The organism is Derxia lacustris, assembly GCF_002105195.1.
Classification (GTDB): domain Bacteria; phylum Pseudomonadota; class Gammaproteobacteria; order Burkholderiales; family Burkholderiaceae_E; genus Derxia; species Derxia lacustris.
On sequence record NZ_MUHU01000033.1, the window covers coordinates 57,869 to 84,864 of the forward strand.

A 26,996-nucleotide genomic window follows, 5' to 3' on the forward strand; every position below is an offset into this window, starting at 1 on the left:
CCGGCGCGGCGGCGTTCAGGGCAGCCAGGCCGGCTTGGCAAAGCGCGCGCTGGTCACCAGCGTGTCGTCGCTGAGCGTGCGCAGGAAGGCGACGAGATCGGCCTTGTCCTGCGCGGTGAGATCGATGTTGCCGATCAGGTCGCTCTTGTACGGATTGAGTCGGCCATCGCCGGCATGGGCGCCGCTGGCGATGTTGCGACCGCCGGCGGCATAGAAGTCGAGCACTTCCTCCAGCGTGGCGATGCTGCCGTCATGCATGTAGGGCGCGGTGAGCGCCACATTGCGCAGGCTGGCGGCGCGGAAGGCGCCCATGTCGGCGGCCTTGCTCGTGAACTCGAACAGCCCCCGGTTGGGATAGGGGAAGGCGCCGGTGCCGCCGAGGTTGTACAGGCCGGTGTTGTGGAACGGCGTCTCGACCGAGCCCTGGCCCACGTAGCGGATCTGGTCGTTGAAGTTGAAGCTGCCGTGGCAGTGGAAGCACTCGGCCTTCTCGCCCATGAACAGCTGCATGCCGCGCAGCTCGGCCGCGCTCAGCGTGGCCTTGCCGGCCAGATAGCGGTCGTAGCGCGAGTCGGCGCTGGTCAGGCCGCGCTCGAAGCTGGCGATGGCCTTGATGATGTTGCCGATGCCGATCTGCTCGCTGCCGCCACCGAAGGCGGCGGCAAACAGCTGCACATAGCGCGCGTCGGCGGCAAAGCGGCCCAGCACCTCGGCCAGGTTGGCGTCGGTGATGCCGAGCTCGACCGGATCGGTGCCGAACAGCGGCACTTCCATCTGGTGTTCGAGCGTGACCAGCGTGGGATTGGCCCAGGTGAGCGTGGCATGGAAGGCCGCATTGCCGAGCGGCTGGGCATTGCGCGGATGGGTCTGGCCGGTCGAGCCGATCGCCTGCGGCCGGCCGTCGGTGAAGGCGCGCGCCTGCTCGTGGCAGCTCGCGCAGCTCTGCGTGCCGTTGCCCGACAGCCGGGTGTCGTGGAACAGCGCGCGACCGAGTTCGAACTTGGCTTCGGTGTAGGGGTTGTCGGCCGGCACCACCATCTGCGGCAGGCCGGCGGCGGCCGGGATCGAGGGCGTGGCATGGCTGTGGGCGACGCCGTTGCCGCCCGAGCCGCCGGCGCTGCACGCGGCCAGCAGCAGCGCCAGCGCGCCGGCCGCAGCAAGCTGCGCGGCCGGCCTGCCGGCGCGCGCCCGGATGTCGGGATGCGCGCCGCCCATCACTTGCTCGCCGCGATGAACAGCGCCTGGCTCGTGCTGCCGCCGGCGACCGGGGCGCCGGTCGCCAGGTCGATCTTCATGTTGGCGAAGATCGGCACGCAGTCGAGATCGGTGCTGCCCGACATGCAGCCGGCGGCGCCGCCCTGATCCAGCGCCAGATTGGTGTTGGCGAACAGCGCATTCAGGTTCAGCACCACCTTCTGCGAGTCGAGGTTGAAGCTCGCGAGCTTGACCGGCATGCGGTTGCTGTTGGTGCAGGTGTAGCCGGTGCTGCTGGCGCTGTCGGCCGCGCAGCCGGTCGAGCCGAGGTGGGTGTACCAGGTGGTGGCGGTGCCGCTCGGGCGCGCGATGCCGCCGGCCGGATCGACTTCGATCTTGAGGAACTTGCGGCCGTACTGCCACGACCAGGCCATCGCCACCACGTTCAGCGGCGCGGCGGCGGCGGCGTAGTCGGTGTGGTTGACCGACTCGGGCACGCCGACCTCGAACTCGATGCCGGTATAGCTGCCGGCCGCCACCGTGCCGGTGATGCTGGCGTTGAGCGTCATGGCGCTGCCGCCGCACACGGCGGTGCTGCCGTCGTTGAAATTGAGCAGCGCGACGCCGCTGCCCTGGAAGCTGTTGCCGGCGAGCGTGAGCGGCGCGGTTGTGCCGCTGGCGGTCACCAGCCTGACGTTGGACACGTAGAAGCGCAGGTCGCGCAGCGTGGCCGCGACCGCCGGGCTGCCGAGCGAGCCGAGCGTGCTGCCGCAGCGCGCCGGGCTGCCGTTGGCGATGGCGTCGAAGGCGATGGTCACGGTCTGCGGCCCGCTTGAGACGCTGCCGCCGTCGCCGCCACCGCCGCAGGCGGCGAGCAGGCTGGCGAGCGTGGTGGTGGCGAGAACGAGACTGGCGTGGCGAAGGGTGTTCATGCGGTGTTCCTGATTCGATGTGATGTGCGGTGTCAGAAGCGCTGGCTCAGCCCGAGCGACAGCGCCCAGCGCGGCGCGAGCTGCACGCCGTTGACATTGCTGGCGACGGGGATCTGCACGAAGCCGTAGCCCTGAAGGCCGGGCGCGAGCGGCGCCGACAGGCCGGGACTCAGGGCCAGCGTGCGGCCGCCCGAGTTGTCGGGTTCGGCGGCGGCGCCGGCATCGCGGGCGCGCTGCTGCCAGTTGAGCTGGACCATCGGCGCGACCGCGCCCAGGTCGGCGCGCAGGCCCAGATCGAGGCCGAGCTTGTGGCCGGGCTTGAACTCGTCATGCCGGTTCAGCGCCTGCTCCAGCTGGGCTTGCGCAAACCAGCTCAGGCCGGTCTGCGGCAGCAGGCCGCGCCAGTAGCCGCCCAGGATCAGGTCGGTCGTGCCGGTGCCGGGTTGCAGCGCGCGCTCGGCCGGCGTGTTGTCGCCATTGCGCACATCGGTGCTGCCGGTGGGCAGCTTGACGCCGGCAATCAGCCCGAGGCTGCCGGCGCTGGCGGTGTCGCCCAGCAGCGCCGACTGCCAGCGGCCGGTCACCCGCGCATCGCCGGGCTTGCGGAAATGCCAGTTCACCGGCGCGCCGTCGGCCAGGTGGTCGTGCACCCGGTCGATGAAGGGCAGTTGCAGCGACAGCCCCCAGTGGGCGTCGAAGCCGTAGTCGAGGCTGGCGGTCACGCGCTGGGTGCGGGTGCGCTGCTCGACCTCGCTGCTGTCTTCCAGATCGGACGGCGCGATGGTCGACGCGCCGCGTTGCAGCCGGTTCTGCTGCACCAGTTCGTAGCGCAGATCGCCGCGCCAGCCGTGGTCGAGCCAGGCGCCCTGGACGGCAAAATCGGTGTTGACTAGGCAGAACGCCGAGCCGCAGGACGCCTGCGCGACGGGCACGGCGAGCAGGCCGGCCAGCGCAAGGCTGGCGGCCAGGGAATGACGCAGATTCATGGGAACTCTCAGTGGCGATGCTGATGCGGGGAATCGGTGGCGGGCGTGGTGAGCGCGCGCACGGTGGCCGTCACCTCGATCTGGCGCCGGGTGCTGCCGTCGTCGATCAGCAGGGTCAGCGGCAGTGTCGCGCCCTCGGCGGCGGGCGCCTTGAGGCCGTTGAGCATCAGGTGAAAGCCGCCCGGCGCGAGGCTGACCGGCGTGCCAGCCGGCAGGTCGATGGCGGCGACCGGGCGCATCTTCTTCACGCCGGCTTCCTCGATCGATTCATGCAGCTCGACGCTGGCGGCGGCCGGCGAAGCGGCACCGACCAGCCGCGCCGGCGTGGCCGAGGTGAGGGTGAGGAAGGCGCCGGTGGCGGTCAGGCCCGGCACGCTGGCGCGCACCCAGGCGTCGGTGACGGCGATGTGCGCGGCGGCGGCCGAGGCGGTGCCGCCGGGCGCGACCGCGGACGTGCCGGCGGCGGCCAGCCGCAAGGGTTCGTCGGGCGGAAAGGCGGCGGACGCGAAGCCGCCGCCGGCATGGACAACCAGCGATGCAGTGGCCAGCAGCGCGCCGGCGACGAGCGCCTGCGCGGCCTTGCGGCCGGAGATGACGGACATGGAAAACCTCGACTGAAAGCGGACGCGAACAGTCGTGGCGCGCCGGGGCCTTCAGGCCGGGCGCACTACGACGGACGGGAGCGGATCAGGCGAGGAGGGGCGGGGCGCGCGGATTGGCCGAGCGCCAGATGGGCAGCGGCTGGGCCGAGTGCAGAAACAGCGCCGGCAGCGCATGGCTGGCCGGGCCGAACAGGGCGAAGACGGGCGCGGGCGGCAGCAGACCGTGACCGCCGGCGGGGTTGACGCAATAGCCGCAATGATCGAGCTGGAGCGCGCCGTGGCTGTCGTGCGAGTGGTCGGCCTCGGCCGGCGCGGCGCGCAGCCAGACCGGCTCGCTGCGGCTGCCGTCGGCGCGGCAGACCTCCACCAGCAGCGGCGCCTCGGCCTGCGCCGCGAGCCAGCGCGACACCGTCGGCGCGAGCGCCGCCATCAGCATCGCCAGGCAGGCGAGACCGAGGGCGAGGCGCCGCAGGGCGCTGACGGAGCGAAAGGGCATCGGCCAAAAGTAACACGACGTGTCGGCCCGGCCGACCGACATCAGGCCGCGCGCAGGGCTGCGGGCAATTGCCCAGCCAGCCCGGCGCTGCGGCCGGCGAGAATTGCGCCGCCGGCCCGCGCGCCGCCCGCGCGGGAACTTGTGGCCCGCGCCGCACCCAAGTCGAAGCCGCCCCGGCCGATTCCGCCTTTCGCCGCCATGACCGATTCCAGTTCCGCTCCTCTGCTTCTTGGCGTCGATTTCAGCTCGGCGCCGAGCCGCCGCAAGCCCATCGTCGCGGCGCGCGGCCGGCTCGGCGCGGGCGGTTTGTTCGTGCTGGAGCGCATCGACGAACTGCCCACGCTCGACGGCTTCGAGCAGCTGCTGGCGACGCCCGGGCCCTGGGTCGGCGGCTTCGACTTTCCGTTTGGCTGGCCGCGCGAACTGGCGCTGGCCGAAGGCTGGCCCGGCGCCGCCGAGGGCGACTGGCGCGCGCTCATGGCACACAGCTGCGCGATTCCGCGCGCCCAGCTGCGCGAGCGCTTTCGCGCGTTCTGCGCCGCGCGGCCGGCCGGCGGCAAGTTCGCGCACCGCGCGGTCGACCGCGTGGCCGGATCGAGTCCGTCGATGAAATGGGTCAATCCGCCGGTTGCCTGGATGCTGCATGCCGGCGTGCCAAGGCTGATGGCGGCCGGCGTGAGCCTGCCCGGCCTCGGGCTGGACGGCGGCGATCCGGCGCGAGTGGCGCTGGAGGCCTATCCGGGCGTGCTGGCGCGCCATCTCACGCGCGCCAGCTACAAGAGCGACGACCGGCGCCGGCACACGGCCGAGCGCGCCGGCGTGCGGGCTCAGCTGCTGGCGGCGGCCTGCGCCGGCGGGCTGGGGCTGGCGGTGCGCTTGAGGTTGCCGGCGGCCGAGGCGGCGGCGCTGATCGAGGACGGCAGCGGCGACCGGCTCGATGCGCTGCTGTGCGCGCTGCAAGCCGCCGAAGCCACGCTGCGGCCCGACTGGGGCCTGCCGGCGCGGGTCGATCCGGTGGAAGGCTGGATGGCCGGCCTGCCGGCGCCGACCGTGCTCAGTTGAGCACCACGCCGGCGCGCTCGCGCAGGCCATGCGCCAGCTGCCGCTGGCCGGGCGTGAGCGCGATGGCGGCCATGCGGTCGAGCTGCTCGGGCAGGTTGGCGCGGCAGCGGGCGCGCCAGTGCGCGGGCAGCTCGCGGTCGACCGCGGTATCGAGCAGCACCCGGGTCGCGGTGGCGGCGGCTTCCCACGGGTCGAGCTTGCCGAACCGCACCATCAGCCCGGCGACCTGCACGTACTGGTCGATCATTTCGGGATGCTCGGGATGCAGCGCGCAACGCACGCGCATCGCGACGAAGTTCCATTTCTGGCGGTCGTCCAGGTTGCAGAAGTAGGTCATGGCGGCGGCTCGGCGGCGGGAATGCGGAGGAGCGCGCAGCATCCGCGCGCGCGGGCGCGGTGCCGTTGCGCGCAATCAAGCCCGGGCCGGTTCGTGCGGGTCGGTGTCGTGCCGTCGTTGCGCCGCCGGCCCGCCAGCGCGGTCGCCTCAGCGCGCCGGCAGCTTCACCCGCGTGCACAGCCACACGGCGCCGGTCGTCACCGCAAAGCCGGCCAGCGCCAGCGGCGCCAGCCGTTCACCGAACACCGCCAGCCCCATCGCCGCCGCCACGCCCGGCACCAGATAGAACAGGCTCGCCACCCGGGCCGCGCTGCCGGCGCGAATCAGCATCGACAGCATCGTCGCGCCCAGCAGCGAGTTGACCGCCACCAGCCAGCCCAGCGTGCCCGCCATGCCGGCCGATCCGTCGATCTGCAGCCCCTCGTGGCCGAGCGCCAGCGGCAGCGTGGCCAGCGCGGCGGCCACGTACTGCACGCAGGCGCCGCTGCGCAGGTCCATGCGGGCACAGAAGCGCTTCTGGTAGAGCGTGCCGAGCGACAAGCCGGCCAGCGCCAGCACGATCACGCCATAGGCGGCCACCGGCGCATGGCCGGTGTCGATCTTGTTGGCCACCACCAGCCCCACGCCGGCCAGCCCGGCCACCAGCCCCAGCCACTGGCGCGGCGTGGTGCGCTCGCCCAGCAGCGGCGCGGCCAGCACGGTGGTGGCGATCGGCATCATCCCCATGATGAGCGCCGACACGCCGACCGACACGCCCAGCGTCAGCCCGTAGTACAGCGCGTTGAAATGCACCGCCTGCGCCAGCAGCCCGGTGACGGCCAGATGCAGCAGCTCGCGGCCGCGCGGCCAGCGCGCCCGGGTGACGACCGCCGCCACGCCCAGGATCAGCGCCACCAGCGCGAACCGCAGGCCGCACACGGTGAGCGGACCGGCATGCGCCAGGCTCAGCTTGCCGGCGATGTAGCCGGTGCTCCAGAGGACGATGAAGATGCCGGGCAGGGCGCGCGGCGTGGTGAAGTGCGCGGGCGCGTTGGCCGTCGCATCGGGCATGGCTCGTCTCCGGCGGCTGCGTCGTGGCGCAACCTGTCGTCGGTGGCGGGCCGAGGACCGGCCCGCCGAGCGCGCGATGCTCGCCGCAGCGGCGGCGACGCACAAGTTGAAGCTTGTTACCGGTTGGGCGGCGCAGCGCGCCGCCCCCGGCCTCAGCGCATCGCCACCGTGGCGAGCGAGTCGAGCACGCGACCGAAGTGATGCAGCGACAGCGTCTGCATGTCGGGCTTGCGCGCCTGATCGTCGTAGCGGCGCAGGCGCACCGCGTCATAGGCGAACTCTTCATGCAGGAAGCGTTCGGCCTCGCTGGCGGTCATCGGGCCGCCCTGTTCGTCGAGGCTCATCTGCGATGGCATCGACAGCTGATGCCGGTAGTCGGGCTCGACCAGGCAGAGGTAGCGCTTGGCCGCCACATGCAGCCGGATCGGCTCCAGCACCGCCGGCTCGAACAGCTCGGCGAGCTGCTCGAAGGTGGCCTCGGCCGAGCGGGCGCCGTCGGGCAGCAGACGTTGCAGCGAGGCGATGTCGTGCAGGAAGCAGGCGGCGACGATTTCCGGCATTTCACCTGCCTCTTCTGCCAGGGTGGCGGTCTGCAAGGCGTGCTGAAGGTGGCTGACTGTCTCGGCGCCATAAGGGGCGGAGCCGTGGTGCGCGTAAAGGTCGAGGATGTCCTGCACGTCTCGAATCATGGCTGTCTCCCGATCAGGAATGCCCGCAGCCGCCGGCCGGGCCGAGCGTTCGGGCGGGGGTGAAAACGCTGGGGATGGGGGAAGCGCACGCCGCTATCGGTGCCGGCCATGCCGGCGGCCCCTGGCCCGGGCGCACGCCGGGCACGTAGCGATTTGACGGCGGAAACCAAGCGGTCCCGCCCTGTGCGAACGGCGAGATTGGGGGGATCGCCGGCGCGCTGCCATCGGCGTTTTCCACAGGCGCGAACCGGCGCCGGCTGGCACGGAATGCGCGCGAAAAACCCTGCGGTACGCGCGGAGAAACGCGCCGTCGCGTCAGCCCTGCGGACCGGTCAGACGCAGCTCGTCGGCGCTGGCGGCCAGGCTCCAGCCGCAGTCGCGCGCGAGCGCCGCCACATCGTCGAGCAGCAGCCGCAGTTCGCGCGGCGGCGGTGCCAGCGGCAAGGCGCGCGCGGCGCCGTCGGCGACCCGGCGCAGCACCACGACGATGCGCGCATCGCGGCTGTCGGCATCCAGCTCGATGCCGCCATCGGCCCAGGCGCCGTCGACGATGGCGAGCACCGCCGCCGCCGTCAGCAGCCGCAGCGCATGGCGCTCGGCGCCGGCATTGCGTTCGAGTGCGTGCGCCGCCACGCCGAGGCTGCGGCCGCGCAGCGAGCAGGCGCCCTGCAACAGCTCGGCCAGCTCGGCCAGCGTGGGGCCGACGGCCACCGGCGCCGGCGCGGCATCGAGCCAGGCCACCAGCCGCGCCTGGGCCTCGGCGAGCCGGGCCAGGCCGTCGTGCAGCGAGTCGAGCAGCACGGTCACGCGGGCAGTGTCGAGCGCGGCGCGGCGGGCCCGCGCGCGCGCGCCGCTCAGGTCGAGCTTGAGCACCGTCATCAGGTTGTTGAGGTCGTGCCGCAGCACCGGCGCCAGCCGCGCCATGACGACGAGCGCGAGGTCGCCCGGCGTGCGGGCCGGTGCGGGCGCGGCAGCGGGAAAGGGACTGGTTGCGCTGACAGATGCCATGGGGGATGCGGGGCTGCGTTGGAGCGATGCGCCGGTTTATCCCATCGGCATCCGGCCCGAAAAAGAGTTGCAAACGCGATGCGCACTGCTGCAACGCCATTTGCAACACTCGATGACGTTTGCCCGAACCGGGCTGAAATGCCGGATGCAGCCACCTGCCGCTTCAGGCCCATGACGTCCACTTCATCTTCCCTTCCCGCGCTGCACCAGGCGGCGTTTGCCCGCGTGCTGGCGCGCAACGTCGGGCTGCCGCTGCTGGTCTCGGCGCTCACCTCGGCGGTCTTCCTCGGCATCGTGTTCTACATGCTGTCGATGGCGCGCTGGGTCGAGCATGCCGACCTGACCATCGCGCGCGCCAATGCGGCGCAGAAGCTGCTGATCGATGCGGAGACCGGCATGCGCGGCTATCTGCTGACGGGCGTCGGCAACTTTCTGGAGCCGTATGCGCTGTCGAGCGCCGGCTTCGACGGCCAGCTGGCGGCGCTGCGCGAATTCACCGTGGGCGATGCCGAGCAGGCGGCGCGCATCGACCGCATCGCCGACCTGCACCGGCGCTGGGTCGTGTATGCCGAGGAGGTGGTGGCGCAGCGCCGCGACGGCGCCACCTTCGACGGCATCGCCGAGTTCGTCCGGTCGGAGCGCGGCAAGACGATGATGGATGCGATGCGCACCGAGTTCGCCGGCCTCATCGGCGCCGAGGAGGCGATGCGCGAGCAACGCAATGCCCAGGCCTCGGCCACCATCACCTATGCGGTGGCGGCCACGCTGCTGATCGGCCTGCTGTCGGGCGTCGGGCTGGCGCTCAATGGCCGGCGCCAGATCCGCAGCCTGGCCGAGCTTTACGGCGCCAGCCTCGACGCAGCCGCGCGCCATGCCCGGGCGCTGGAGCGCGATGCCTGGATGAGCGGCGGCGAGACCGAGCTGGCCGCCGCCAAGGCCGGCGAGCGCACGGCCGAATCCGTCGCCGCCGAGGTGCTGACCTTCTTTGCACGGCGCTTTGGCGCGACGCTGGGCGCGGCCTATCTCAGCCGCGATCTGGTCCACTTCGACCGCGTGGCGGTGCATGCCTTCACGCCCGACGCGGCGCATCCGGCGCGCATCGTGCGCAATGCCGGGCTGATCGGCCAGACCGCCGCCGACGGCCGACCGCGCGCGCTCGATGCGCTGCCCGACGACTATCTGCGCGTGACCTCGGCGCTCGGCGGCGCGGCGCCGCGCCATCTGCGGCTGTTTGCGGCGCACGGCGACCGCGGCGTCAACGCGGTGATCGAGCTGGGCTTCATGCAGCCGCCGCACGAGGCCTTCGACGAATTCGTGCAGACGGTGGAAGGCCGCATCGGCCGCGCCATCGACGCCGCGATCTACCGCGAGCGGCTGCACGACGTGCTCACCGAAACCCAGCGGCTCAACGAGGAATTGCAGGCCCAGCAGGAGGAGCTGAAGGTCGCCAACGAGGAGCTGGAGGAGCAGTCGCGGGTGCTGCGCGAATCGCAGGCGCGCATGGAGAACCAGCAGGCCGAGCTGGAGCAGAACAACGAGCAGCTCGACCAGCGCAACCAGCTGCTCGATGCGCAGAAGCGCCAGCTCGACGAGCGCAATGCCGCGCTGCGCGAGGCCCAGGCCCAGCTGCTGGCGCGCGCCGAGGAGCTGCAACGCGCGAGCCGCTACAAGAGCGAGTTCCTCGCCAACATGAGCCATGAACTGCGCACGCCGCTCAACAGCACGCTGATCCTGGCGCGGCTGCTGGCCGACAATCCGCGCGGCAATCTGGACGAGGAGCAGGTGCGCTTCGCCGAGTCGATCGTGACCGCCGGCAATGACCTGCTCAATCTCATCAACGACATCCTCGACCTGTCCAAGGTCGAGGCCGGCAAGCTCGACATCCGGCCCGAGCGGGTGGCGCTGGCCGGACTGCTGGGCGAGCTCGAACAGTTGTTCCGGCCGATCGCCGATGCCAAGGGGCTGGCCTTCGAACTGGAGCTGCGCGCCGGCCTGCCCGAAAGCCTGGTGACCGATCCGTTGCGGCTCCAGCAAATCCTCAAGAACCTGCTCGCCAACGCCTGCAAGTTCACCGACGCCGGCAGCGTGCGGCTGGTGGCGGCGCCGGCGCCCGACGGCCGCATCGCGCTGACGGTGGAGGACAGCGGCATCGGCATCACGCCGGCGCAGATCGACCGGCTGTTCGACGCCTTCACCCAGGCCGACGGCTCGACCTCGCGGCGCTTCGGCGGCACCGGTCTCGGCCTGTCGATCTCGCGCCAGCTGGTGCAGCTGATGGGCGGCCGGATCGCCGCGCACAGCACGCCGGGCGTCGGCAGCCGCTTCACCTTCAGCGCCCGGCTCGACCGCGCCGCCGACGACCGCCGGCTCGATGCGCTCGGTCGCGCCGGCCTCGAACGCGCCCGGGTGCTGGTGGTGGACGACAACGCGCATGCGCGCGAGCTGGTTGCCAGCGCCCTGCACGACCTGGGCTGCCGCCCCGACTGCGCCGAGAACGGCATCCGTGCGCTGGCGCTGGCCCATGCCGCCGACACCGCCGGCGATCCGTATGCGCTGGTGGTGTCGGACTGGCGCATGCCCGGCATGAGCGGCGTCGAGCTGGCGCAGGCGCTGCGGCTCACCTCCAATCCGGCCCAGGTGCCGCGCGTGCTGCTGCTGACCGCGCACAGCCTCGACGAACTCACCGCCGATGCGCAGGCCGCCGACGTGGCGGCGCTGCTGTCCAAGCCGCTCAATCCGCGCCTGCTGCAACGCGTGATCGCCGACCTCGCGCTCGAACGGCTCGACGACTGCGCCGGCACGCCCGACGACGCCTGGTCGACGCGGCTCGCCGGCAGCCGCGTGCTGCTGGTGGAGGACAACCTGCTCAACCGCCAGATCGCGGTGGCGATGCTCGAATCGGTCGGCGTGACCGTGGGGCTGGCCGAGAACGGCCAGGAAGCGCTCGACCGGCTGGCCGAGCCCGGCGCGGCCTGGGACGCGGTGCTGATGGATGTGCAGATGCCCGGCATGGACGGCCTCGAAGCCACCCGCGCGATCCGCGCCGACCGGCGCCACGACACGCTGCCGGTCATCGCGCTCACCGCCCACGCCCTGCCCGACGAGCGCGAGAAATCGCTCGCCGCCGGCATGAACGCGCATCTCACCAAGCCGATCGATGCGCGGCTGCTGTTCCGCACGCTGGCCGCCTGCATCGAGGCGGCGCGCGGGCCGGTCGATGCGGCGGGCAGCCGGTCGACCGACCGCAACTAGGCAGGTGCGCAAAGTGGCGTAACTTGCGCCTCCCGCGCCTGCGCGCCCGACGTCTTTTCCCCGCCCGAAAGCCCCATGCCCCGCCTAGAAAAACAGATCGCCCTGCCGCCGCTGCGCAAGCTGGCCACCGCCAAGACCAAGAACTGGTGGCGCGTATTGCTCAGCGCCTGGGCGCCGGGCGGCACTCACGCGGAAGACCGCGACGCCGTGGTGCGCTTCGCGCTGCGCCGCAACTACGTGAGCCTGCATCACCGTGGCCAGCTGCTCGGTCTGATCGGCATCGGCCATGACGGCCTGCCCTACGCCAGCATCCACGCCAAGTACGCCGTCGGCGCGGCCGAGACCGACCAGCGCTATCTGCGCTTCACGGTCAAGGGCACGGCCAGCCGCACCAAGCCCGAGCTGCACTACAACCTCAAGAAGTGGATCGCCAACTCGCTGGCCGTGCTTGGCCCGCAGCACGCCTTCATCGACGACATCGCCGCGCACAACGATGGCGTGATCGATTTCGAGACCGAGCTGCCGAGCGACGAAGGCGCGCCCAAGCGCGCCGCACGCGTCGATCTGGTCGCGCTCGAAGCCGCCGGCGAGCGGGTGCGGCTCGCGTTCTGGGAAAGCAAGCTCATCGCCGACCCGCGCATCGCCCAGCTCGCCACGCCCGAGTTCGGCCAGCAGTTCGCCGAGCACGCCGCCTGGCTCGCCACCCGCCGCGACGAGATCGCCGAGGCTTACGCCAGCGCCTGCCGGCACCTCGTCGCCATCCACGACATGGCGGTCGCCGCCGGCCGGCCGATCGCGCCGCTGTCGGAGCTGGTGCGCAAGGTGGCCGCCGATGCCACGCTGCTCGATGTGGACACCACCGCCCGCGTGCTGGTGCGCGACGACGGCAACGCCACGCCCGAGCAGCAGGCCGCCGTGGCAGCGCTCAAGGCGGCCGGCACGATTCCGGTGCTGGTGCTGAGCGGCGACGACTGCGTGCTGCGGTCCGTCGCCTGAACACGCAAAAAAGCCGTGGCCGGCATGCGCATCTGCGCCACCGGGCCACGGCTGTCATCCCGCCCGCATCACCCCTTGTGATGCACCTCCTGCAAGCCATACACCGGCGTCGCCATCCCCTCGTAGCGCGCCTTGAGTTGCAGCGCCACGTACTGCGAGTAATGGCGTGACTGGTGCAGGTTGCCGCCGTGGAACCACAGGTTCTGCACCTGGGTCGGCTTCCACATGTTGCGCAGCTCGCCTTCCCACGGGCCCGGGTCCTTGGTGGTATCGGAGCCGAGGCCCCAGCACTTGCCAACCTTGTCGGCCACTTCCTGCGACACCAGCTTGGCGACCCAGCCGTTCATCGAGCCATAGCCGGTCGCGTACACCACCAGATCGGCCGGCAGCTCCGTGCCGTCCTTCATCAGCACGCCGTTCTCGGTCAGGCATTCGATGCCGACGCGGCTCTTGAGCTTGATGCTGCCGTTGGCCACCAGCTCGCTCGCGCCCACGTCGATGTAATAGCCCGAGCCGCGCCGCAGATACTTCATGAACAGGCCCGAGCCGTCGTCGCCGAAGTCGAGCATGAAGCCGGCCTGCTCCAGCCGGCCGTAGAACTCGGCGTTGTCCTTCTTCATCTGCTCGTACACCGGGATGTGGAAGGTATGCATGATCCTGAACGGCACCGAGGCAAACGTGAGGTCGGCCTTGTAGGTGGTCATGCCCTTCTCCACCGCGTCTTCCGAGTAGAGCCCGCCGAGCGCCAGCTTCATCAGCGAATCGCTCGGCGCGATGTGGGTCGACGTGCGCTGGAGCATGGTCACGTCGGCGCCGTGTTCCCACAGCGCGGCGCAGATGTCGTGCGCCGAGTTGTTCGAGCCGATCACCACCACCTTCTTGCCGTTGTAGGCCGCGCCGCCCTGGTGCTGGCTGGAATGCTGCTGCTCGCCCTTGAAGATGTCCTGGCCGGGAATCTTTGGAATATTGGGCACGCCCGACATGCCGAGCGCGAACACCACCTGGGTCGGCCGCAGCGTCACCGGCTCGCCCTTGCGCTTGACGTTGACGGTCCAGGCGCCGGTGGCCGGGTCCTGCTCGGCATTCACGCACTCGGTCGACGACCAGTAGTTCAGCTCCATGATCTTGGTGTAGGCCTCAAGCCAGTCGCCGATCTTGTCCTTGGGGCAGAACACCGGCCAGTCGTCCGGGAACGGCAGGTAGGGCAGGTGGTCGTACCAGACCGGATCGTGCAGGCAGAGCGACTTGTAGCGCTTGCGCCAGGCGTCGCCCGGGCGCTCGTGCTTGTCGATGATGAGCGTCGGCACGCCGAGCCGGCGCAGCCGCGCGCCAAGGCCGATGCCGCCCTGCCCGCCGCCGATGATGAGCACGTAAGGCTGCTGGGTGTAGCCGAGTTCGGCCTCTTCCTGCTGGCGCAGTTCGAGCCAGCTCTTGCGGCCCGGATGGATGCCGTGTTCGGCGCCCTTGATGCGGTTGCGGCCCTTCTTTTCCTCATGGCCCTTCAGCTCGGTCATGGTGGTCAGCAGCGTCCAGCACAGGCCGTTGCGCAGCCGCACGTAACCGCGTCCGCGCGCCAGCGCCGTCTCGAAGGTGAACCAGCCGCTGGTGATGCCGTCGGCGTCGGTCGCGTCGGCTTCTTCCTCGGTGCGCCACTGCCCGGGCCGGGTCTCGGCGAGGCAGGCGCCGAGCATCTCGGCGATCTGCTCGCGGCCTTCCAGCGTCTTGAGGTTCCAGGTAAAGCTGACGAGGTCGCGCCAGTAGCAGTCGGCGTCGAACAGGGCGAGCGCGGCCGGAATGTCCTGCGCGGCGAGCGCGGTCTCGAAGCGCGCGAGCCAGTCGGCGAGCTTCTGCGCGGCGGGATTGGCCGCCACGGGCGCGGCCTGGGTGACGCTGTCGGTCATGTCTTGTCTCCATCCGAAGGTTGGCCGGGCGTGTGCCGGCCTGTCTCTAGAGGTGCAAGACCTTGCCCCGCAGCAATCGGCGCCATGCCGGGACCGCGAAAGAAGCATTTCCGGCACGGCTTCTCCTGGGCAGCGGGTCAGGCGACGGCGCTTGCTGCGCCGCAATGCGACCCATCCGCACACCTGTGTCTTGGCGACAGCTGTCGCGGGCGCGAATGAAACGGCTGTCACGCCGGCCCGGCAGGCGCGGCAGACTCGGCCCGGGCGCGTCCGACGCTGGCCGGCGGACGCGGACCCGCCCCATCGCACGCGCCACCGCATCGACAGCCGAGGAGACCGAATGAACGCAGACCAATTGCGCACCCTGCAATCCCCGCTCAAGGAGCGCTACCGCAGCGATCCGGCGAGTGCCGTGGTCACGCTGCGCGCCACCGGCCGCGCCGGCGACGGTGTCAGCTGCCGGGTCGAGACCGGTCGCGCGCTGGTCGAGGCCGGGCTGCATCCGGCCACCGGCGGCGATGGCCTCTCCGTCTGCTCGGGCGACATGCTGCTTGAAGCGCTGGTGGCCTGCGCCGGCGTCACGCTCAAGGCGGTGGCGACGGCGCTCGGCGTGGAACTGCGCGATGCGGCGATAGAGGCCGAGGGCGATCTCGACTTTCGCGGCACGCTCGGCGTGGACCGCGAGGCGCCGGTCGGCTTTCGCGCGATCCGGCTCAACTTCCGGCTCGATACCGATGCCCCGGCCGAGCAGATCGCCGCGCTGCTCAAGCTCACCGAGCGCTATTGCGTGGTGTTCCAGACGCTGGCGCGGCCGGCGGCGCTGGGCGTGACGCACGAGATCGGCGCCATCGGCTGAGTCAGGCGTCGGCGGCCCAGGGGTCGATGAGCGTCGCGCCGCTGGCGCGACGCAACCCTTTGTCAGAAGGTGTGATTGATGCCGATGTTGAGCAGCGCGGTCTTCTTGCCCTGCTCCGGAATGCCCGACGCGACGATGCTGGTCTTGAGCGTCGCGCCGGCCTTGGCATCGACCCAGGCGCCCTGCACATACAGCGTGGTGCGCTTGCTCAGAAAGTGGTCGTTGCTCAGCACGATGTTGTGGGTGGCATCGTCGCTATGGCGGCGGTCCTTGTTGTCGTAGTAGGCCAGCGTGGCGGTGTTGGCCGGGCTCCAGCGCCAGTCGGCGCCCAGGCCCCAGGCGTTCACGTTCGAGAGCGCATCGCCGGCGCTGTTCTCGTTCTTGGCATTGAGGAAGTTGGCCTTGAGCGTGAAGTCGCCGAGCGGCAGCGCCGCGCCCGCGCCCCAGTGCCGCACATTGGCATTGCCCGTGGTCTGGTCCTTCATGATCTGGTAGGAGCCCGACAGCACCACCGGCCCGCGATAGGTCAGCCCGAGCGCGCCGATGCTGTTGTGCGACAGGCTGCCGCCCTGCTCGCCAAATGACCAGGCGATGCCGCCTTCCACCGGGCCGAACGTGGCGCGGTACTGCACCGCGTTCTTCATGAAGATGCCGACATCGTTGTTGCCGTTGATGCCCACGGTCGGGTCGGCGGTGGACGCGAACTGGTTGTAGGCCCAGGCGTAGAGGTTGGAGAACTGCTCCTTGAAGGCGCGCGGTTCGGTATCGAGATGCGCGAGCAGTGCCGGCCCGTACTGGCGCCCGACGATCACCTTGCCCCAGTCGCCGGCCAGACCCACATTGGCCTGGCGGCGGAACAGGATCGTGCCCGAGCCCGGCGCATCGCCGGTACCGTGCAGCGCGCCGGTGTCGGTATCGAAATGCGATTCGAGGTTGAAGAAGCTCGACAGTCCGCCGCCCAGATCCTCGGTGCCGCGAAAGCCGATCACGCTCTGGCGCAGGCCGCTGGTCTCGATGCGCGTGAGGCTCTTGCCGCCGGACGAATGGTTCTGCGTCAGCACGCCGGCATCGATGATCCCGTAGATGGTCACGTTGGACTGCGCGAGCGCCGGCAGCGGCGCGAGCGTGCCGGCGAGCAGCGGCAGAACGACGGATGCGCGGCGGGCATGCGCGCGCAGGGGGCGGTGATGTTGATTCATTGCGTCTCCGATCCTCTCTGGGTGGCGGGCGCGCGGCGCGGGCCGGCGCCCGGCGGGCCTTTCGTGCGAAGGCCTCGCAGCGGAGTCGGGGCAGCGTCCGTGCCACGGCGCCCGGCGCCCGAACAGGCATGGCCGATGCTGCAATGCACAGCCAGGCCGCCGCACCGGCGGCACGCCGGTAAAAGCGGCATTTGCGTTGCGGGTTAAGACGCCAGCGCAGCCGTCCTGCGATGCGCTGCGGCCGGCCCGTCATGCGTCCGGCCGGCGCGACAGGTGACTGCATCATCTGTCGCGCCGGCCGATACACATGGAAACGCGGCGGTACCGCTTGCAACCGCCTGGCGCGCGCTGACGCCAGCCTCCGTCGCCGGCCTCGGCGCCTCGGCAAGACGGCCGGAGCGCGAGCGTCACGGCCAGCCGTCAGCGCACGCCGGCCCGCTCGGCATGGAAGCTGCCCCTTGCAGTGCACGGCCCGCCGCTTGGCGACGCCGGCGCGAGACCACACCAAATCGCACGCACTCTGGAGACGACAAGTGACCGATGCACACAACGCCAGGCCGGGACGCACCCTGCCGGCAACATCCCGCCGACTGCTGACCGCAACGCTGCTGGCGGCGGCCTTTGCCACGACCGCACATGCTGCATCGCAAGGTCCGGGCTGGGACGATCCGGCCAACTGGCCCCAGTACCACCGCAGCTACAACGCCTGGCGCTTCAGCCCGCTCGACCAGATCAACAAGGCCAACGTCAAGAACCTGCATGTGGCCTGGATTCACCAGCCCGGCAGCATCACCCACGGCTTGCAGGCCACGCCCATCGTGATCGACGGCGTCATGTACAGCATCGCCGCCGACAACAACGTGTTCGCGCTCGACGCCGCGACCGGCAAGGTGCTGTGGCGCTACACCGCCAAGCTCGCGCCGGCCTCGAAGGAAGTGTTCTATCAATCGGCCAGCCGCGGCGTGACCGTGGGCCGCGGCAAGGTCTTCATCGGCTCGCTCGACGGCCGCTTCATCGCGCTCGACCAGAAGACCGGCAAGGAGCTGTGGTCGACCCAGCTCACCGACATGAAGAAGGAGTTCGGCGCGCTGTTCTCGTCGCCGCCGCAGCTCGCGGGCGATGTGCTGTTCGGTGGCACCACCGGCGGCGACCAGCCGGTGGTCGGCAAGATCTTCGCGGTCAATGCCGACACCGGCCAGCGCGTGTGGACCTTCGAGATTCCGCGCGACGACCCCAAGAGCTGGCCGGCCGACAGCCGCACGCGCGGCGGCGGCTCGGCCTGGCTGCCGGGCACCTACGACCCGACCACCGACACCATCTACATCGGCACCAGCAATGCCGCGCCCGACTTCAACCGCGACGACCGGATGGGCGACAACCTCTACACCGCCACCCTGCTCGCGCTGGAGCCCAAGACCGGCAAGGTGAAATGGCATCGCCAGGAAGTGCCCAACGACACCTGGGACTTCGACTCGGCCTACGAGGCGCTGCTGGTGCCCGACGGCAAGGGCGGCAGCAGCCTGGTGCATCTGAACAAGAACGGCTTTGTCTATGTGATGGACAAGGACAGCGGCGCGATCCGCAACGTGTGGCAGTACACCGAGAACATGAACTGGTCGAAGGGCGTGGACACGAAGACCGGTCTGCCGATCGAGCCCAACTATCCCGAGACCGGCAAGCAGAAGCTGCACTGCCCCAACCTGCTCGGCGCGCGCAGCTGGAACCACGGCGCCTATAACCCGCAAACGAAACTCTGGTATTCGAGCGGCATGGAGGTCTGCAACACGGTCACCAGCGACAAGCAGGCGCCGCTGGTGGCGATGAGCCAGCTGTCGCTCGGGCTGTCGGAGATCACGCTGGTCGATCCGCCCGGCAAGAAGGCCGACGGCTGGATCGGCGCCTTCGATCCGCTCACCGGCAAGCCGGCATGGAAGGTGCGCTTCGACCTGCCGCCGCTGAGCGCGGTGCTGGCGACCGGCGGCGGGCTGGTGTTCAGCGGCGACATGCACGGCAAGCTGTTCGCGCTCGACGCCGACAGCGGCAAGGAGCTGTGGTCGTTCAACGCCGGCTCGGGCGCGCGCGGCGGGCCGATCAGCTACAGCGTCGGCGGCAAGCAGTACGTGGTGATCCCGACCGGGCTGGGCTCGCATGCGCCGGGCTTCCTGACCGGCGCCTTCCCCGAGATCCGCAACCTGCCCGGCGGCGCGGCGCTGATCGCGTTCACGGTGGACTGAGGAGGATGAAGAAGATGATCGGCGAATGCCTCTTTTCATCGGGCCGGATCGCCGGTCGGGCGCTGCTGCTGGCCGGGCTGGTGGCGGCCGGCACGGCGGCGGCCTGGGCGCATGTGAGCCCGCCGCCGCCCGAGGCGAAGGCGGCGGTGGCCGCCGCGCCCTTCGACCTCGACGATCCGGCGCGCATCGATGCCGGGCGCAAGCGCTTCAACCAGACCTGCGCGGCCTATTGCCACGGCAATGGCGGCGAGGGCGGGAAGGCGCCCAACTTCAAGGGCCGGCCCGACTTCGAGCCCGAGGCGGCGTTCCAGACCATCGTGAACGGGCGCAACAACGGGGCGGATGTGATGCCGCCCTGGGGCACGGCGTTCTCGACCGAGCAGATCTGGGAGCTGGTGGCTTATCTGCGCCAGCTCTCGACCGAGGCGCCGACACGCTGACGCGCCCGCTGCTTCTCCTCCGTTCCACTCCACTTCGGGCCGCCTTGTGCGGCCTGTTTTTTTGGGGCTGCCGAGGATGCCGGTGGTTCGGCCGAGTGCCTGCTGGCGGCCGCCTAGGGCAAATGCCGCACCCTTGTCAGTGCCGGATCGTCCGTCCAGATTCGTCGCAACTTTGGGGTCGATTGCCTCGCAGGCTGACGGCGACGGGACGGTTCGATGGACAAGATCGTATTTGCGCAGGCCCGTGACAGCCTGCAGGCGGTGGCGGGCGGCGAGGGAGGTTGGCTCGATGTCGGCAAGTCCTTTGCCCAGTTGGTCGGTGCCGACACGGCCAGCGTGCTGGTCTGGCGCAGCGCCGACCAGCAGGTGCTCGCGCATGAACATACCGGCGTTGACCCCGGGCTCCAGGCCGAATACAGCGAGCACTACTACCAGTACGACCTCCTGCTGCAAAACGCGCTGAAGGGTCGAATGCGCCTGCATTGGCAGGTCAGTGACGAGGCCTTTCCCGACGAGCGATGGGGCAGCCAGCCCTTCTTCAATCTGCTGCGCCGCTACGGGATGCAGCAGGTGATCGCGCTGGCCTTGCATGTGTCCCCGGGCGTGATCGCGGGCATCACGCTCCTGCGCTCGACGCGGCTCCCGGTGTCGGCCGCCCAACTGCATTCCGGCGCGATGGGCGAGCTTTCGGATCAGGCGCGCGAGACCTTCGCGGAATGCTTCACCCGGACCGGCGCGGTGCGCCGCTCGATCCACGAGGTTCTGCAGCATGGCGGCGCACTGGTGTTCCTGGTCGACGAGAACTGGAATGTCGCGTCGCTCGACGGCCGGAGCCTCGAAGGCGAGGTGCTGGGCTCGCCGGCGCATGGCCGCATCCGCGGCAATCGGCTCGGCATCGTCGACGGCCGACTGCGCGAAGGTTTCGCGGCCGCGTTGCGCGGCGCCATGTCCGGTGTCCGTGGGCGGCTGGACTGCCGCATCGGCGAAGGACAGTCGATGCATCTCGAACTGCTGCCCTTGCCGGCGGCGGCACGACTCACGGGGGCGGACCGGTGGGTGATCACGCAGGCCGAACTGCGGACGCCGCCGGCGCTGCCGAGTCCGGAGCAGTTGCAGGCGGCATTCCCGATCACGCCCGCGCAGGCTCGCGTGCTTCATGGTCTGTGCTCGGGTGAGTCGGTCAAGCAGTTGGCCGAGCGGTTCGGCTGCGGCGTGCTGACCGTGCGCAGCCATGTCGTCGATCTGATGCGTCGCATGGACTGCTCGCGGCAGGCGGAACTGGTGCAGCGCGCGCTGCTGTTCGGGCGGGAGTGAGCCGGGCGCCCGCCCTTGGCTGAGGGCTTGGGGTAATGCGGTTCGAGCGGCGCGATGGGCAGCGCCCACGGGAGATTGGCCAATGACCGGTGCCGCGGGCCGCAGCGATTTTTCCGGGCCGGGACTTCTCAGGTGAAGAAGCTGTCGCATCACCACGCTTCATGGCGCCGCGTTGGCGCTGCACGCGTAGACAGTCGTCGCAGGCACGATCGGCGACACCTGTCGCTGCGGCAGCGGAAAGCGACATGTCGTGCGGCGTCGCAGCATGCCGGGCCTGGGCTTGTGGTCGGGCAGATGGCCCGTCATGTCACCAGGGAAGGCAGGCAAGTCGCGCAACCGCACCGATGATGGCTTTGCCTGAAATCATTGCGGCGCAACAACTTGCACCACTCCTCCCGAGGCCGGCATCCGCCCGGCCAACCTTCGGAGGAGACAGCTCATGACCGCCAGCGTCACCCCGGCCGCGCAAGTCGCGGCCAATCCCGCCGCCGCGAAGCTCGCCGACTGGCTCGGCCGCTTCGAGGCCGCGCTCGCCGCGCAGGACGTGCAGGCCGCGCTCGCGCTGTTCGGCGACGAGTGCTACTGGCGCGACCTCGTGGCCTTCACCTGGAACCTAAAGACGGTGGAAGGCCGCGACCAGATCCGCGATCTGCTCGAAGCCCGCCTCGCCGACGTGAAGCCGTCGAACTTCCGCACCGAGGAGGAACAGGACGCGACCGACGCCGACGGCATCACGAGCGGCTGGTTCACCTTCGAGACCGCCGTCGCGCGCGGTCGCGGCTATGTGCGCCTCAAGAACGGCCTCGGCTGGACCCTGCTCACGACGATGACCGAGCTGAAGGGTCACGAGGAGAAGAAGGGCCGCAACCGCATCAAGGGCGCCGAGCACGGCGTGAATCCCGGCCGCAAGACCTGGCTCGAACTGCGCCAGGAAGAGCAGGCCGAGCTGGGCTACAGCCGGCAGCCCTATGTGCTGATCATCGGCGGCGGCCAGGGCGGCATCGGTCTCGGCGCGCGGCTGCGGCGCCTGGGCGTGCCGACGCTCATCGTCGACAAGCACGAGCGCCCGGGCGACGCCTGGCGCAAGCGCTACAAGTCGCTCTGCCTGCACGATCCGGTCTGGTACGACCACCTGCCCTACCTGCCGTTCCCGGACGACTGGCCCGTGTTCTGCCCGAAGGACAAGATCGGCGACTGGCTCGAGGCCTACACGAAGATCATGGAGCTGAACTACTGGTCATCGACCGAGTGCCAGCATGCCGAGCAGGACCCGGCCACCGGCGAATGGACCGTCAACGTGCTGCGCGAGGGCAAGCCCGTCACGCTGCGGCCGACGCATGTGGTGTTCGCGCTCGGGATGTCGGGCGTGCCCAACATCCCGAAGATTCCCGGTCAGGACATCTTCAAGGGCCGGCAGGAGCATTCGAGCCAGCATCGCGGCGGCGACGAATGGAAGGGCAAGAAGGTGGTCGTGATCGGCTCGAACAACTCGGCGCACGACATCTGCGCCGCGCTGTGGGAGAACGGCGCCGACGTGACGATGCTCCAGCGCACCTCGACCCACATCGCGCCGAGCGATTCGCTCATGAAGCTGGCGCTCGGCGGGCTGTATTCGGAGGACGCGGTGGAGAAGGGCATGACGACCTACAAGGCCGACCTGACCTTCGCGTCGATCCCGTTCCGGATCATGCATACCTTCCACATCCCCGTGTACGAGCAGATGAAGAAGGACAACGCCGACTTCTACGGCCGGCTGGAGAAGGCGGGCTTCATGCTCGACTTCGGCGATGACGGCTCGGGGCTGTTCATGAAGTACCTGCGGCGCGGCTCGGGCTACTACATCGACGTGGGCGCGAGCGAGCTGGTGGCCAACGGCAGCATCAAGCTCAAGAGCCGCGTCGGCATCGAGAGCCTGACCGAGAACGGTGTGCTCATGAAGGACGGCACCGAGCTGCCGGCCGATCTGGTGGTGTACGCGACCGGCTACGGCTCGATGAACGGCTGGGTCGCCAAGCTCGTGTCGCAGGAGGTGGCGGACAAGGTCGGCAAGTGCTGGGGGCTCGGCTCCGACACCACCAAGGACCCCGGCCCCTGGGAAGGCGAGCTGCGCAACATGTGGAAGCCGACGCAGGTGAACAACCTCTGGTTCCACGGCGGCAACCTGCACCAGTCGCGCCATTACTCGCAATACCTGTCGCTGCAACTCAAGGCGCGCTACGAGGGCATCCCGACGCCGGTGTACGGCCTGCAGGAGGTGCATCACAAGGGCTGAAGCGGGGGGGCACGCGGTCCGGCTCTCTCCCGGGCCGCGCGTCGTGTTTGAACGTGGCCGCGCGGTCTGGCTCTCCTCCGGATCGCGCGGCCATGCCATGTTCAGCGCATGAGCTTGTCCGGCGTGATCGGGTAGTCGCGCACGCGCACGCCGCAGGCATGCCAGACCGCGTTGGCGATCGCGGCGCCCGCGCCGCTGATGCCCAGTTCGCCTAGGCCCTTGCCGCCGAGCGCATTGGCCTTGTCGTCGAAGCTCTCCAGGAATTCCACCTCCAGCGCCGGCACATCGGCATGCGCGGGCACGTGGTAGTTGGCGAGGTCGTGGTTGACGAAGAAGCCGCGCTTCGCGTCCACCGCGAGTTCCTCCATCAGCGCGCTGCCGATGCCGAAGATCATCCCGCCCAGCGCCTGCGAGCGCGCGGTGCGCGCATTGAGCAGCCGCCCGGCCTCGAACACGCCGAGCATGCGGCGCACGCGCACCTCGCCGGTCGCGTCATCCACCGACACCTCGGCGAAGTGGGCGCCGTAGCTGTATTGCGAATACGTCTTCAGCTCGTCGCCGGGCTTGAAGTCGGCGCTGGCGCTGCCGGTGCGTTCGCCGGTGCCCGCGAGCTTGTCGCGCAGCTTCTCGCAGGCGAGGCGCACGGCCATGCCGGAGCTGTTCGCGCCCCAGCTGCCGCCGCTGCCGGGGCCGGCGGGCAGGCGGCTGTCGCCGAGGCGCACGGTGATGCGCTCGACCGGCAGGCCGAGCGTCTCGGCGGCGATCTGCGCCAGCACGGTGTAGCTGCCGGTACCGATGTCGGTCATCGAGGTCTCGACGGTGGCGCCGGCTTCGTCCAGGCGCACGCGGGCGCTCGCGGGTTGCAGCAGGTTGCCGCGGATCGCGGCGGCCATGCCGGTGCCGATCCACAGCCGGCCCTCGCGGCGGTTGGCGGGCGTGAGCGGCCGGTCGGCCCAGCCGAAGCGGCGCGCGCCGTGCAGCATGCAATCGACGAGGCGGCGGGTGGAGAAGGGCGCGCCGCTCTCGGGATCGACCTCGGGCTCGTTGCGGATGCGCAGCTCGATCGGGTCGAGGCCGAGCATCTCGGCCAGCTCGTCCATCGCGCCCTCGATCGCGAGCAGGCCGACGGCCTCGCCCGGCGCGCGCATCGACGCCGACTCCGGCAGGTCGAGCGGCGCGAGCCGATGCGTGGTGCGGCGGTGCGCGGCGGCGTAGAGCGAGCGGGTCTGGTCGGCCGCCATCTCGTAAAAGTGGGCGCCCGGCCGGTTGCTCGCGAGCACCTCGTGCCCGAGGCCGCTCAGCACGCCGCTCTCGTCGGCCGCGAGCCGGATGCGTTGCACCGTCGCGCTGCGGTGCGAGGTGTTGTGGAAGACCTGCTGGCGCGTCTGCATCACGCGCACCGGGCGCTTGAGCGCGAGCGCGGCGGCGGTGGCGAGCACGGTTTCGGCGCGCACCTCCAGCTTGCCGCCGAAGCCGCCGCCGATGAAGCTGCTGATGCAATGCACCTTTGCCTCGGGCAGGCCGAAGGTGGCGGCAAGGATCTTCGGCGCGCGCTGCACCATCTGGTTGGCGCAATGCACGGTGAGGGCGTCGCCGTCCCAGTCGGCGACGGCGGCGTGCGGCTCCATCGCGGCATGGCTCTGGTGCGGCGTGGTCCAGGTGGCGTCGAGCGTGAAGGGCGCCTCGCGCATCGCGCGGTCGAGGTTGCCGACGATGCTCTCGGGCGGACGGATCATTGCCTTGGGCGTGACGGCGGCTTCGCGCGCGGCCTCGATGTCGTAGCGGGCGCCGGACAGGTCGGGCTCGATCGTCACTTCGATGCGGCGCGCGGCGGCGCTCGCGGCTTCGAGGCTGTCGGCGACGACGAGGGCGACGGGCTGGTCGTACTGGTCGATGCGGTCACTCGTCATCTGCGGCGCGGCACCGTCGTCCGGGCGGCCCTGGCGCGGCATGTTGCGATGCGTGAGCACGAGCAGCACGCCGGGCAGGGTCTCGGCCACGCGCGTGTCGAGCTGCGTGATGCGACCGCGCGCGGCGGTCGCGCCGACGATGACGCCATGCGCGTGCGCGCGGCTGCCACCCTGCGCGGCGGCGGACGGCACGGGCGCAACGCCTTGCGCCGTGGCCGCGCCCGTGCTCGGCGCCGTCACCTGCATCGGCGCCGCAAGGTCGCGCACCTCATGCGCATAGCGCGCCTGCCCCGTCACCTTGAGCCGCCCTTCCACACGCGGCAGCGGCTGGCCGATCGGGCCGGCCGGCGCGTCGGCGGCGCTACCGTCGGCCCGCACGACCACCGGCTCGCTGCCGCGGTCGGGCTGGGCCAGACGCAGGTCGGCGGGCGTGGGCGCGTGCGGATCGTGGCCGTTGGTGTGGCTCAGGCCGCAGGCGTCGTGCAGCAGGGCTTCGAACGTGCGTTCGAGCAGCGGGATCTTGAAATCGTTGTGGCCGTGGCCGCGCGCATTGCGCAGCAGCAGACGGGCCGCGTCGGCGAAGGTCGCGTCGCTCGCGGGCGCGCCGGACAGCAGTGCCTCCACGTCCGGGTCGCGCCAGGGCTTGGGCGCGATCCCGCCGAAGGCGAGCCGCGCCGCGCGGATGCGGCCGTCGGCCACGTCCACCACCGCCGCGATCGACACCAGCGCAAACGCATACGACGCCCGGTCGCGCACCTTCACGTAATGCTGGCTGCCGACCGGCGCCGGCGGCAGCAGCACGCCGGTCACCAGTTCGCCTTCCTCCAGCGCGGTCTCGATGTGCGGCGTGTCGCCGGGCAGGCGGTGGAACTGGCCGAGCGGAATGCTGCGGCGCCGGCCGTCGCGCGTGAGCGTCTCGATCTCGGCGTCGAGCACGCGCAGCGCCACCGCCATGTCCGACGGATGCACGGCGATGCAGCTCGGGCTGCCGCCGAGGATGGCGTTCATGCGGTTGAAGCCTTCCATCGCGCCGCAGCCGCTGCCGGGCTCGCGCTTGTTGCAGGGCTGGGCCGGGTCGTAGAAGTAGTTGCAGCGCGTGCGCTGGAGCAGGTTGCCGGCGGTGGTGGCGCGGTTGCGGATCTGGGCCGACGCGCCCGAGAGCAGCGCGCGCGACAGCAGCGGCCAGTGCTCGCGCACCAGGCCGTCGGCGGCGAGATCGGCGTTGCGCGCCAGCGCGCCTATGCGCAGGCCGCCGCCCGGCAGCGGCTGGATGCGGTCGAGCGCGAGGCGGTTGATGTCCACCATGGTCGCGGGCGCTTCGATCTCCAGCTTCATGAGGTCGAGCAGATTGGTCCCGCCCGCGATGTAGCGCGCGAAGCCGTCGGTGGCCTGCGCGAGCGCCTCGTCGGGCGTGGCGGCGCGGCGGAAGGCGAAGGGCTTCATGCGGCGCCTCCGGTCGGATGGCCGGGCGCGGCGGCGGCGGGCATGGCCGGGCCGGCGGGTTCGGCGCGCGGGCCGGCGTCGGCGTCGTCGAGCGCGGTGTGGCTGTCGTCGGCCACCGGCGTGTCGGCCACCTCGCGGATCGCGGCGACGATGTTGGGATAGGCCGAGCAGCGGCAGAGATTGCCGCTCATGCGCTCGCGGATCTCGGCGTCGGTGGCGACCGCCATCGCGCAGCCGGGGTCGGTCACGAGGCTCGGCGCGCCGGCCGCGAGTTCGTCGAGCATGCCGGCCGCCGAGCAGATCTGCCCCGGCGTGCAGTAGCCGCACTGGAAGGCGTCATGCGCGACGAAGGCGGCCTGGAGCGGATGCAGGTTGCGCGCGTCGATGGCGAGGCCCTCGATCGTCACGACGCTGCCGCCGTCGTGCATCGCGGCGAGGCTGAGGCAGGCGTTGATGCGGCGGCCGTCGGCCAGCACGGTGCAGGCGCCGCACTGTCCGTGGTCGCAGCCCTTCTTGGTGCCGGTGAGGCCGAGGGTCTCGCGCAGCAGGTCGAGCAGGGTGGTGCGCGCGTCCACAGTGACGGTGCGGCGCTCGCGGTTGATGTCGAGCGTGAGCGTGACGGGCTCGGGCGGGGCGGCTTGCATGGGAATCCTCCGGCGCTGCGGCATGGCCGCTGGCGGAGGATTCTTTGGCGCGGCGGCGGGCGGCGCGCGCGAGCCTGGTAACGGGCTGAGTCGGCTGTCGGCGAGGAGCCGACAGGGCGACGGGCGGGCGTCGGGCGCGCGGTGTCGGTGCGTGACCGGGGCGGGCACCGGGCTGTCGC

At 70.8% G+C, this 26,996-nt stretch carries 21 protein-coding genes; 8 read left to right on the plus strand and 13 right to left on the minus strand.

Annotation, left to right across the window (positions count from 1 at the left end):
- Positions 1-15: 15 nt before the first annotated feature.
- The 5 genes from B9P64_RS20555 to B9P64_RS20575 all read right to left on the minus strand — a co-directional run bounded on the left by B9P64_RS20555 (position 16) and on the right by B9P64_RS20575 (position 4,210).
- Positions 16-1,215, minus strand: a complete 1,200-nt coding sequence (locus B9P64_RS20555; RefSeq protein ID WP_085317486.1) for a methanobactin export MATE transporter MbnM — start codon at positions 1,213-1,215, stop codon at positions 16-18.
- A complete protein-coding gene (locus tag B9P64_RS20560) occupies positions 1,215-2,126 on the minus strand; it encodes an MbnP family copper-binding protein (protein WP_085317488.1) in 912 nt (303 codons plus the stop codon). Before B9P64_RS20560 ends, B9P64_RS20555 begins: the two co-directional genes overlap by 1 nt.
- A gap of 32 nt (positions 2,127-2,158) precedes the next feature.
- Positions 2,159-3,112 carry a hypothetical protein gene (locus tag B9P64_RS20565; RefSeq protein WP_085317490.1) on the minus strand — a complete coding sequence of 318 codons (954 nt, stop codon included), beginning with the start codon at positions 3,110-3,112 and terminating at the stop codon, positions 2,159-2,161.
- An 8-nt stretch (positions 3,113-3,120) separates the two neighbouring features.
- Positions 3,121-3,714 carry a copper chaperone PCu(A)C gene (locus tag B9P64_RS20570; protein WP_085317492.1) on the minus strand — a complete coding sequence of 198 codons (594 nt, stop codon included), beginning with the start codon at positions 3,712-3,714 and terminating at the stop codon, positions 3,121-3,123.
- An 85-nt stretch (positions 3,715-3,799) separates the two neighbouring features.
- Complete coding sequence (locus B9P64_RS20575; protein WP_176256873.1) at positions 3,800-4,210, minus strand: DUF2946 domain-containing protein; 411 nt, start codon at positions 4,208-4,210, stop codon at positions 3,800-3,802.
- Between the two features lie 198 nt (positions 4,211-4,408).
- On the opposite strand from B9P64_RS20575, the gene B9P64_RS20580 reads away from it, so the two are divergent.
- On the plus strand, positions 4,409-5,272 hold the full coding sequence (locus B9P64_RS20580; RefSeq protein ID WP_085317496.1) for a DUF429 domain-containing protein: 864 nt from the start codon (positions 4,409-4,411) through the stop codon (positions 5,270-5,272).
- Here B9P64_RS20580 and B9P64_RS20585 read toward each other — a convergent pair.
- The 4 genes from B9P64_RS20585 to B9P64_RS20600 form a co-directional block, all read right to left on the minus strand.
- A complete protein-coding gene (locus B9P64_RS20585) occupies positions 5,265-5,609 on the minus strand; it encodes a hypothetical protein (RefSeq protein ID WP_085317498.1) in 345 nt (114 codons plus the stop codon). The two genes, B9P64_RS20580 and B9P64_RS20585, sit on opposite strands and share 8 nt — an antisense overlap.
- Before the next feature lie 147 nt (positions 5,610-5,756).
- Positions 5,757-6,659, minus strand: coding sequence for a DMT family transporter (locus B9P64_RS20590; protein ID WP_085317500.1), 903 nt, complete (start codon positions 6,657-6,659; stop codon positions 5,757-5,759).
- 152 nt (positions 6,660-6,811) lie between these two features.
- Positions 6,812-7,348 carry an HD domain-containing protein gene (locus B9P64_RS20595; RefSeq protein ID WP_139826379.1) on the minus strand — a complete coding sequence of 179 codons (537 nt, stop codon included), beginning with the start codon at positions 7,346-7,348 and terminating at the stop codon, positions 6,812-6,814.
- Positions 7,349-7,663: 315 nt separating this feature from the next.
- Positions 7,664-8,356 (minus strand): hypothetical protein, encoded by a 693-nt coding sequence (locus tag B9P64_RS20600; RefSeq protein ID WP_085317504.1) that lies wholly within the window; start codon positions 8,354-8,356, stop codon positions 7,664-7,666.
- Positions 8,357-8,527: 171 nt separating this feature from the next.
- Between B9P64_RS20600 and B9P64_RS20605 the strand changes: the two genes are divergently transcribed.
- The gene (locus B9P64_RS20605; RefSeq protein WP_176256914.1) at positions 8,528-11,608 is read left to right on the plus strand and encodes a response regulator; all 3,081 of its coding nucleotides are present in this window, start codon (positions 8,528-8,530) and stop codon (positions 11,606-11,608) included.
- A 75-nt stretch (positions 11,609-11,683) separates the two neighbouring features.
- Positions 11,684-12,604: a hypothetical protein gene (locus B9P64_RS20610; RefSeq protein WP_085318005.1), complete on the plus strand. Its 921-nt coding sequence runs from the start codon at positions 11,684-11,686 to the stop codon at positions 12,602-12,604.
- Between the two features lie 68 nt (positions 12,605-12,672).
- Here B9P64_RS20610 and B9P64_RS20615 read toward each other — a convergent pair whose 3' ends face one another.
- Positions 12,673-14,505 carry an NAD(P)/FAD-dependent oxidoreductase gene (locus B9P64_RS20615; protein WP_085318006.1) on the minus strand — a complete coding sequence of 611 codons (1,833 nt, stop codon included), beginning with the start codon at positions 14,503-14,505 and terminating at the stop codon, positions 12,673-12,675.
- 340 nt (positions 14,506-14,845) lie between these two features.
- Between B9P64_RS20615 and B9P64_RS20620 the strand changes: the two genes are divergently transcribed.
- Positions 14,846-15,361, plus strand: a complete 516-nt coding sequence (locus tag B9P64_RS20620; RefSeq protein ID WP_085318007.1) for an OsmC family protein — start codon at positions 14,846-14,848, stop codon at positions 15,359-15,361.
- Between the two features lie 62 nt (positions 15,362-15,423).
- Here the strand turns inward: B9P64_RS20620 and B9P64_RS20625 are convergent, their stop codons facing one another.
- A complete protein-coding gene (locus B9P64_RS20625; RefSeq protein ID WP_085318008.1) occupies positions 15,424-16,560 on the minus strand; it encodes a porin in 1,137 nt (378 codons plus the stop codon).
- Between the two features lie 533 nt (positions 16,561-17,093).
- On the opposite strand from B9P64_RS20625, the gene B9P64_RS20630 reads away from it, so the two are divergent.
- The 4 genes from B9P64_RS20630 (at position 17,094) to B9P64_RS20645 (ending at position 22,820) form a co-directional block, all read left to right on the plus strand.
- On the plus strand, positions 17,094-18,794 hold the full coding sequence (locus B9P64_RS20630; protein ID WP_235840070.1) for a pyrroloquinoline quinone-dependent dehydrogenase: 1,701 nt from the start codon (positions 17,094-17,096) through the stop codon (positions 18,792-18,794).
- Positions 18,795-18,808: 14 nt separating this feature from the next.
- Complete coding sequence (locus B9P64_RS20635; protein ID WP_235840071.1) at positions 18,809-19,234, plus strand: c-type cytochrome; 426 nt, start codon at positions 18,809-18,811, stop codon at positions 19,232-19,234.
- A 216-nt stretch (positions 19,235-19,450) separates the two neighbouring features.
- Positions 19,451-20,548 (plus strand): helix-turn-helix transcriptional regulator, encoded by a 1,098-nt coding sequence (locus B9P64_RS20640; protein ID WP_051377761.1) that lies wholly within the window; start codon positions 19,451-19,453, stop codon positions 20,546-20,548.
- Positions 20,549-20,987: 439 nt separating this feature from the next.
- The gene (locus B9P64_RS20645) at positions 20,988-22,820 is read left to right on the plus strand and encodes an NAD(P)/FAD-dependent oxidoreductase (RefSeq protein WP_028309948.1); all 1,833 of its coding nucleotides are present in this window, start codon (positions 20,988-20,990) and stop codon (positions 22,818-22,820) included.
- Between the two features lie 101 nt (positions 22,821-22,921).
- Here the strand turns inward: B9P64_RS20645 and B9P64_RS29915 are convergent, their stop codons facing one another.
- Together B9P64_RS29915 and B9P64_RS20655 are read right to left on the minus strand one after the other, a co-directional pair.
- Complete coding sequence (locus tag B9P64_RS29915) at positions 22,922-26,173, minus strand: molybdopterin cofactor-binding domain-containing protein (RefSeq protein ID WP_084544596.1); 3,252 nt, start codon at positions 26,171-26,173, stop codon at positions 22,922-22,924.
- Positions 26,170-26,985 (minus strand): 2Fe-2S iron-sulfur cluster-binding protein, encoded by an 816-nt coding sequence (locus B9P64_RS20655; protein WP_407919699.1) that lies wholly within the window; start codon positions 26,983-26,985, stop codon positions 26,170-26,172. The genes B9P64_RS29915 and B9P64_RS20655 overlap by 4 nt, the downstream gene beginning before the upstream one ends.
- Positions 26,986-26,996: the final 11 nt, after the last annotated feature.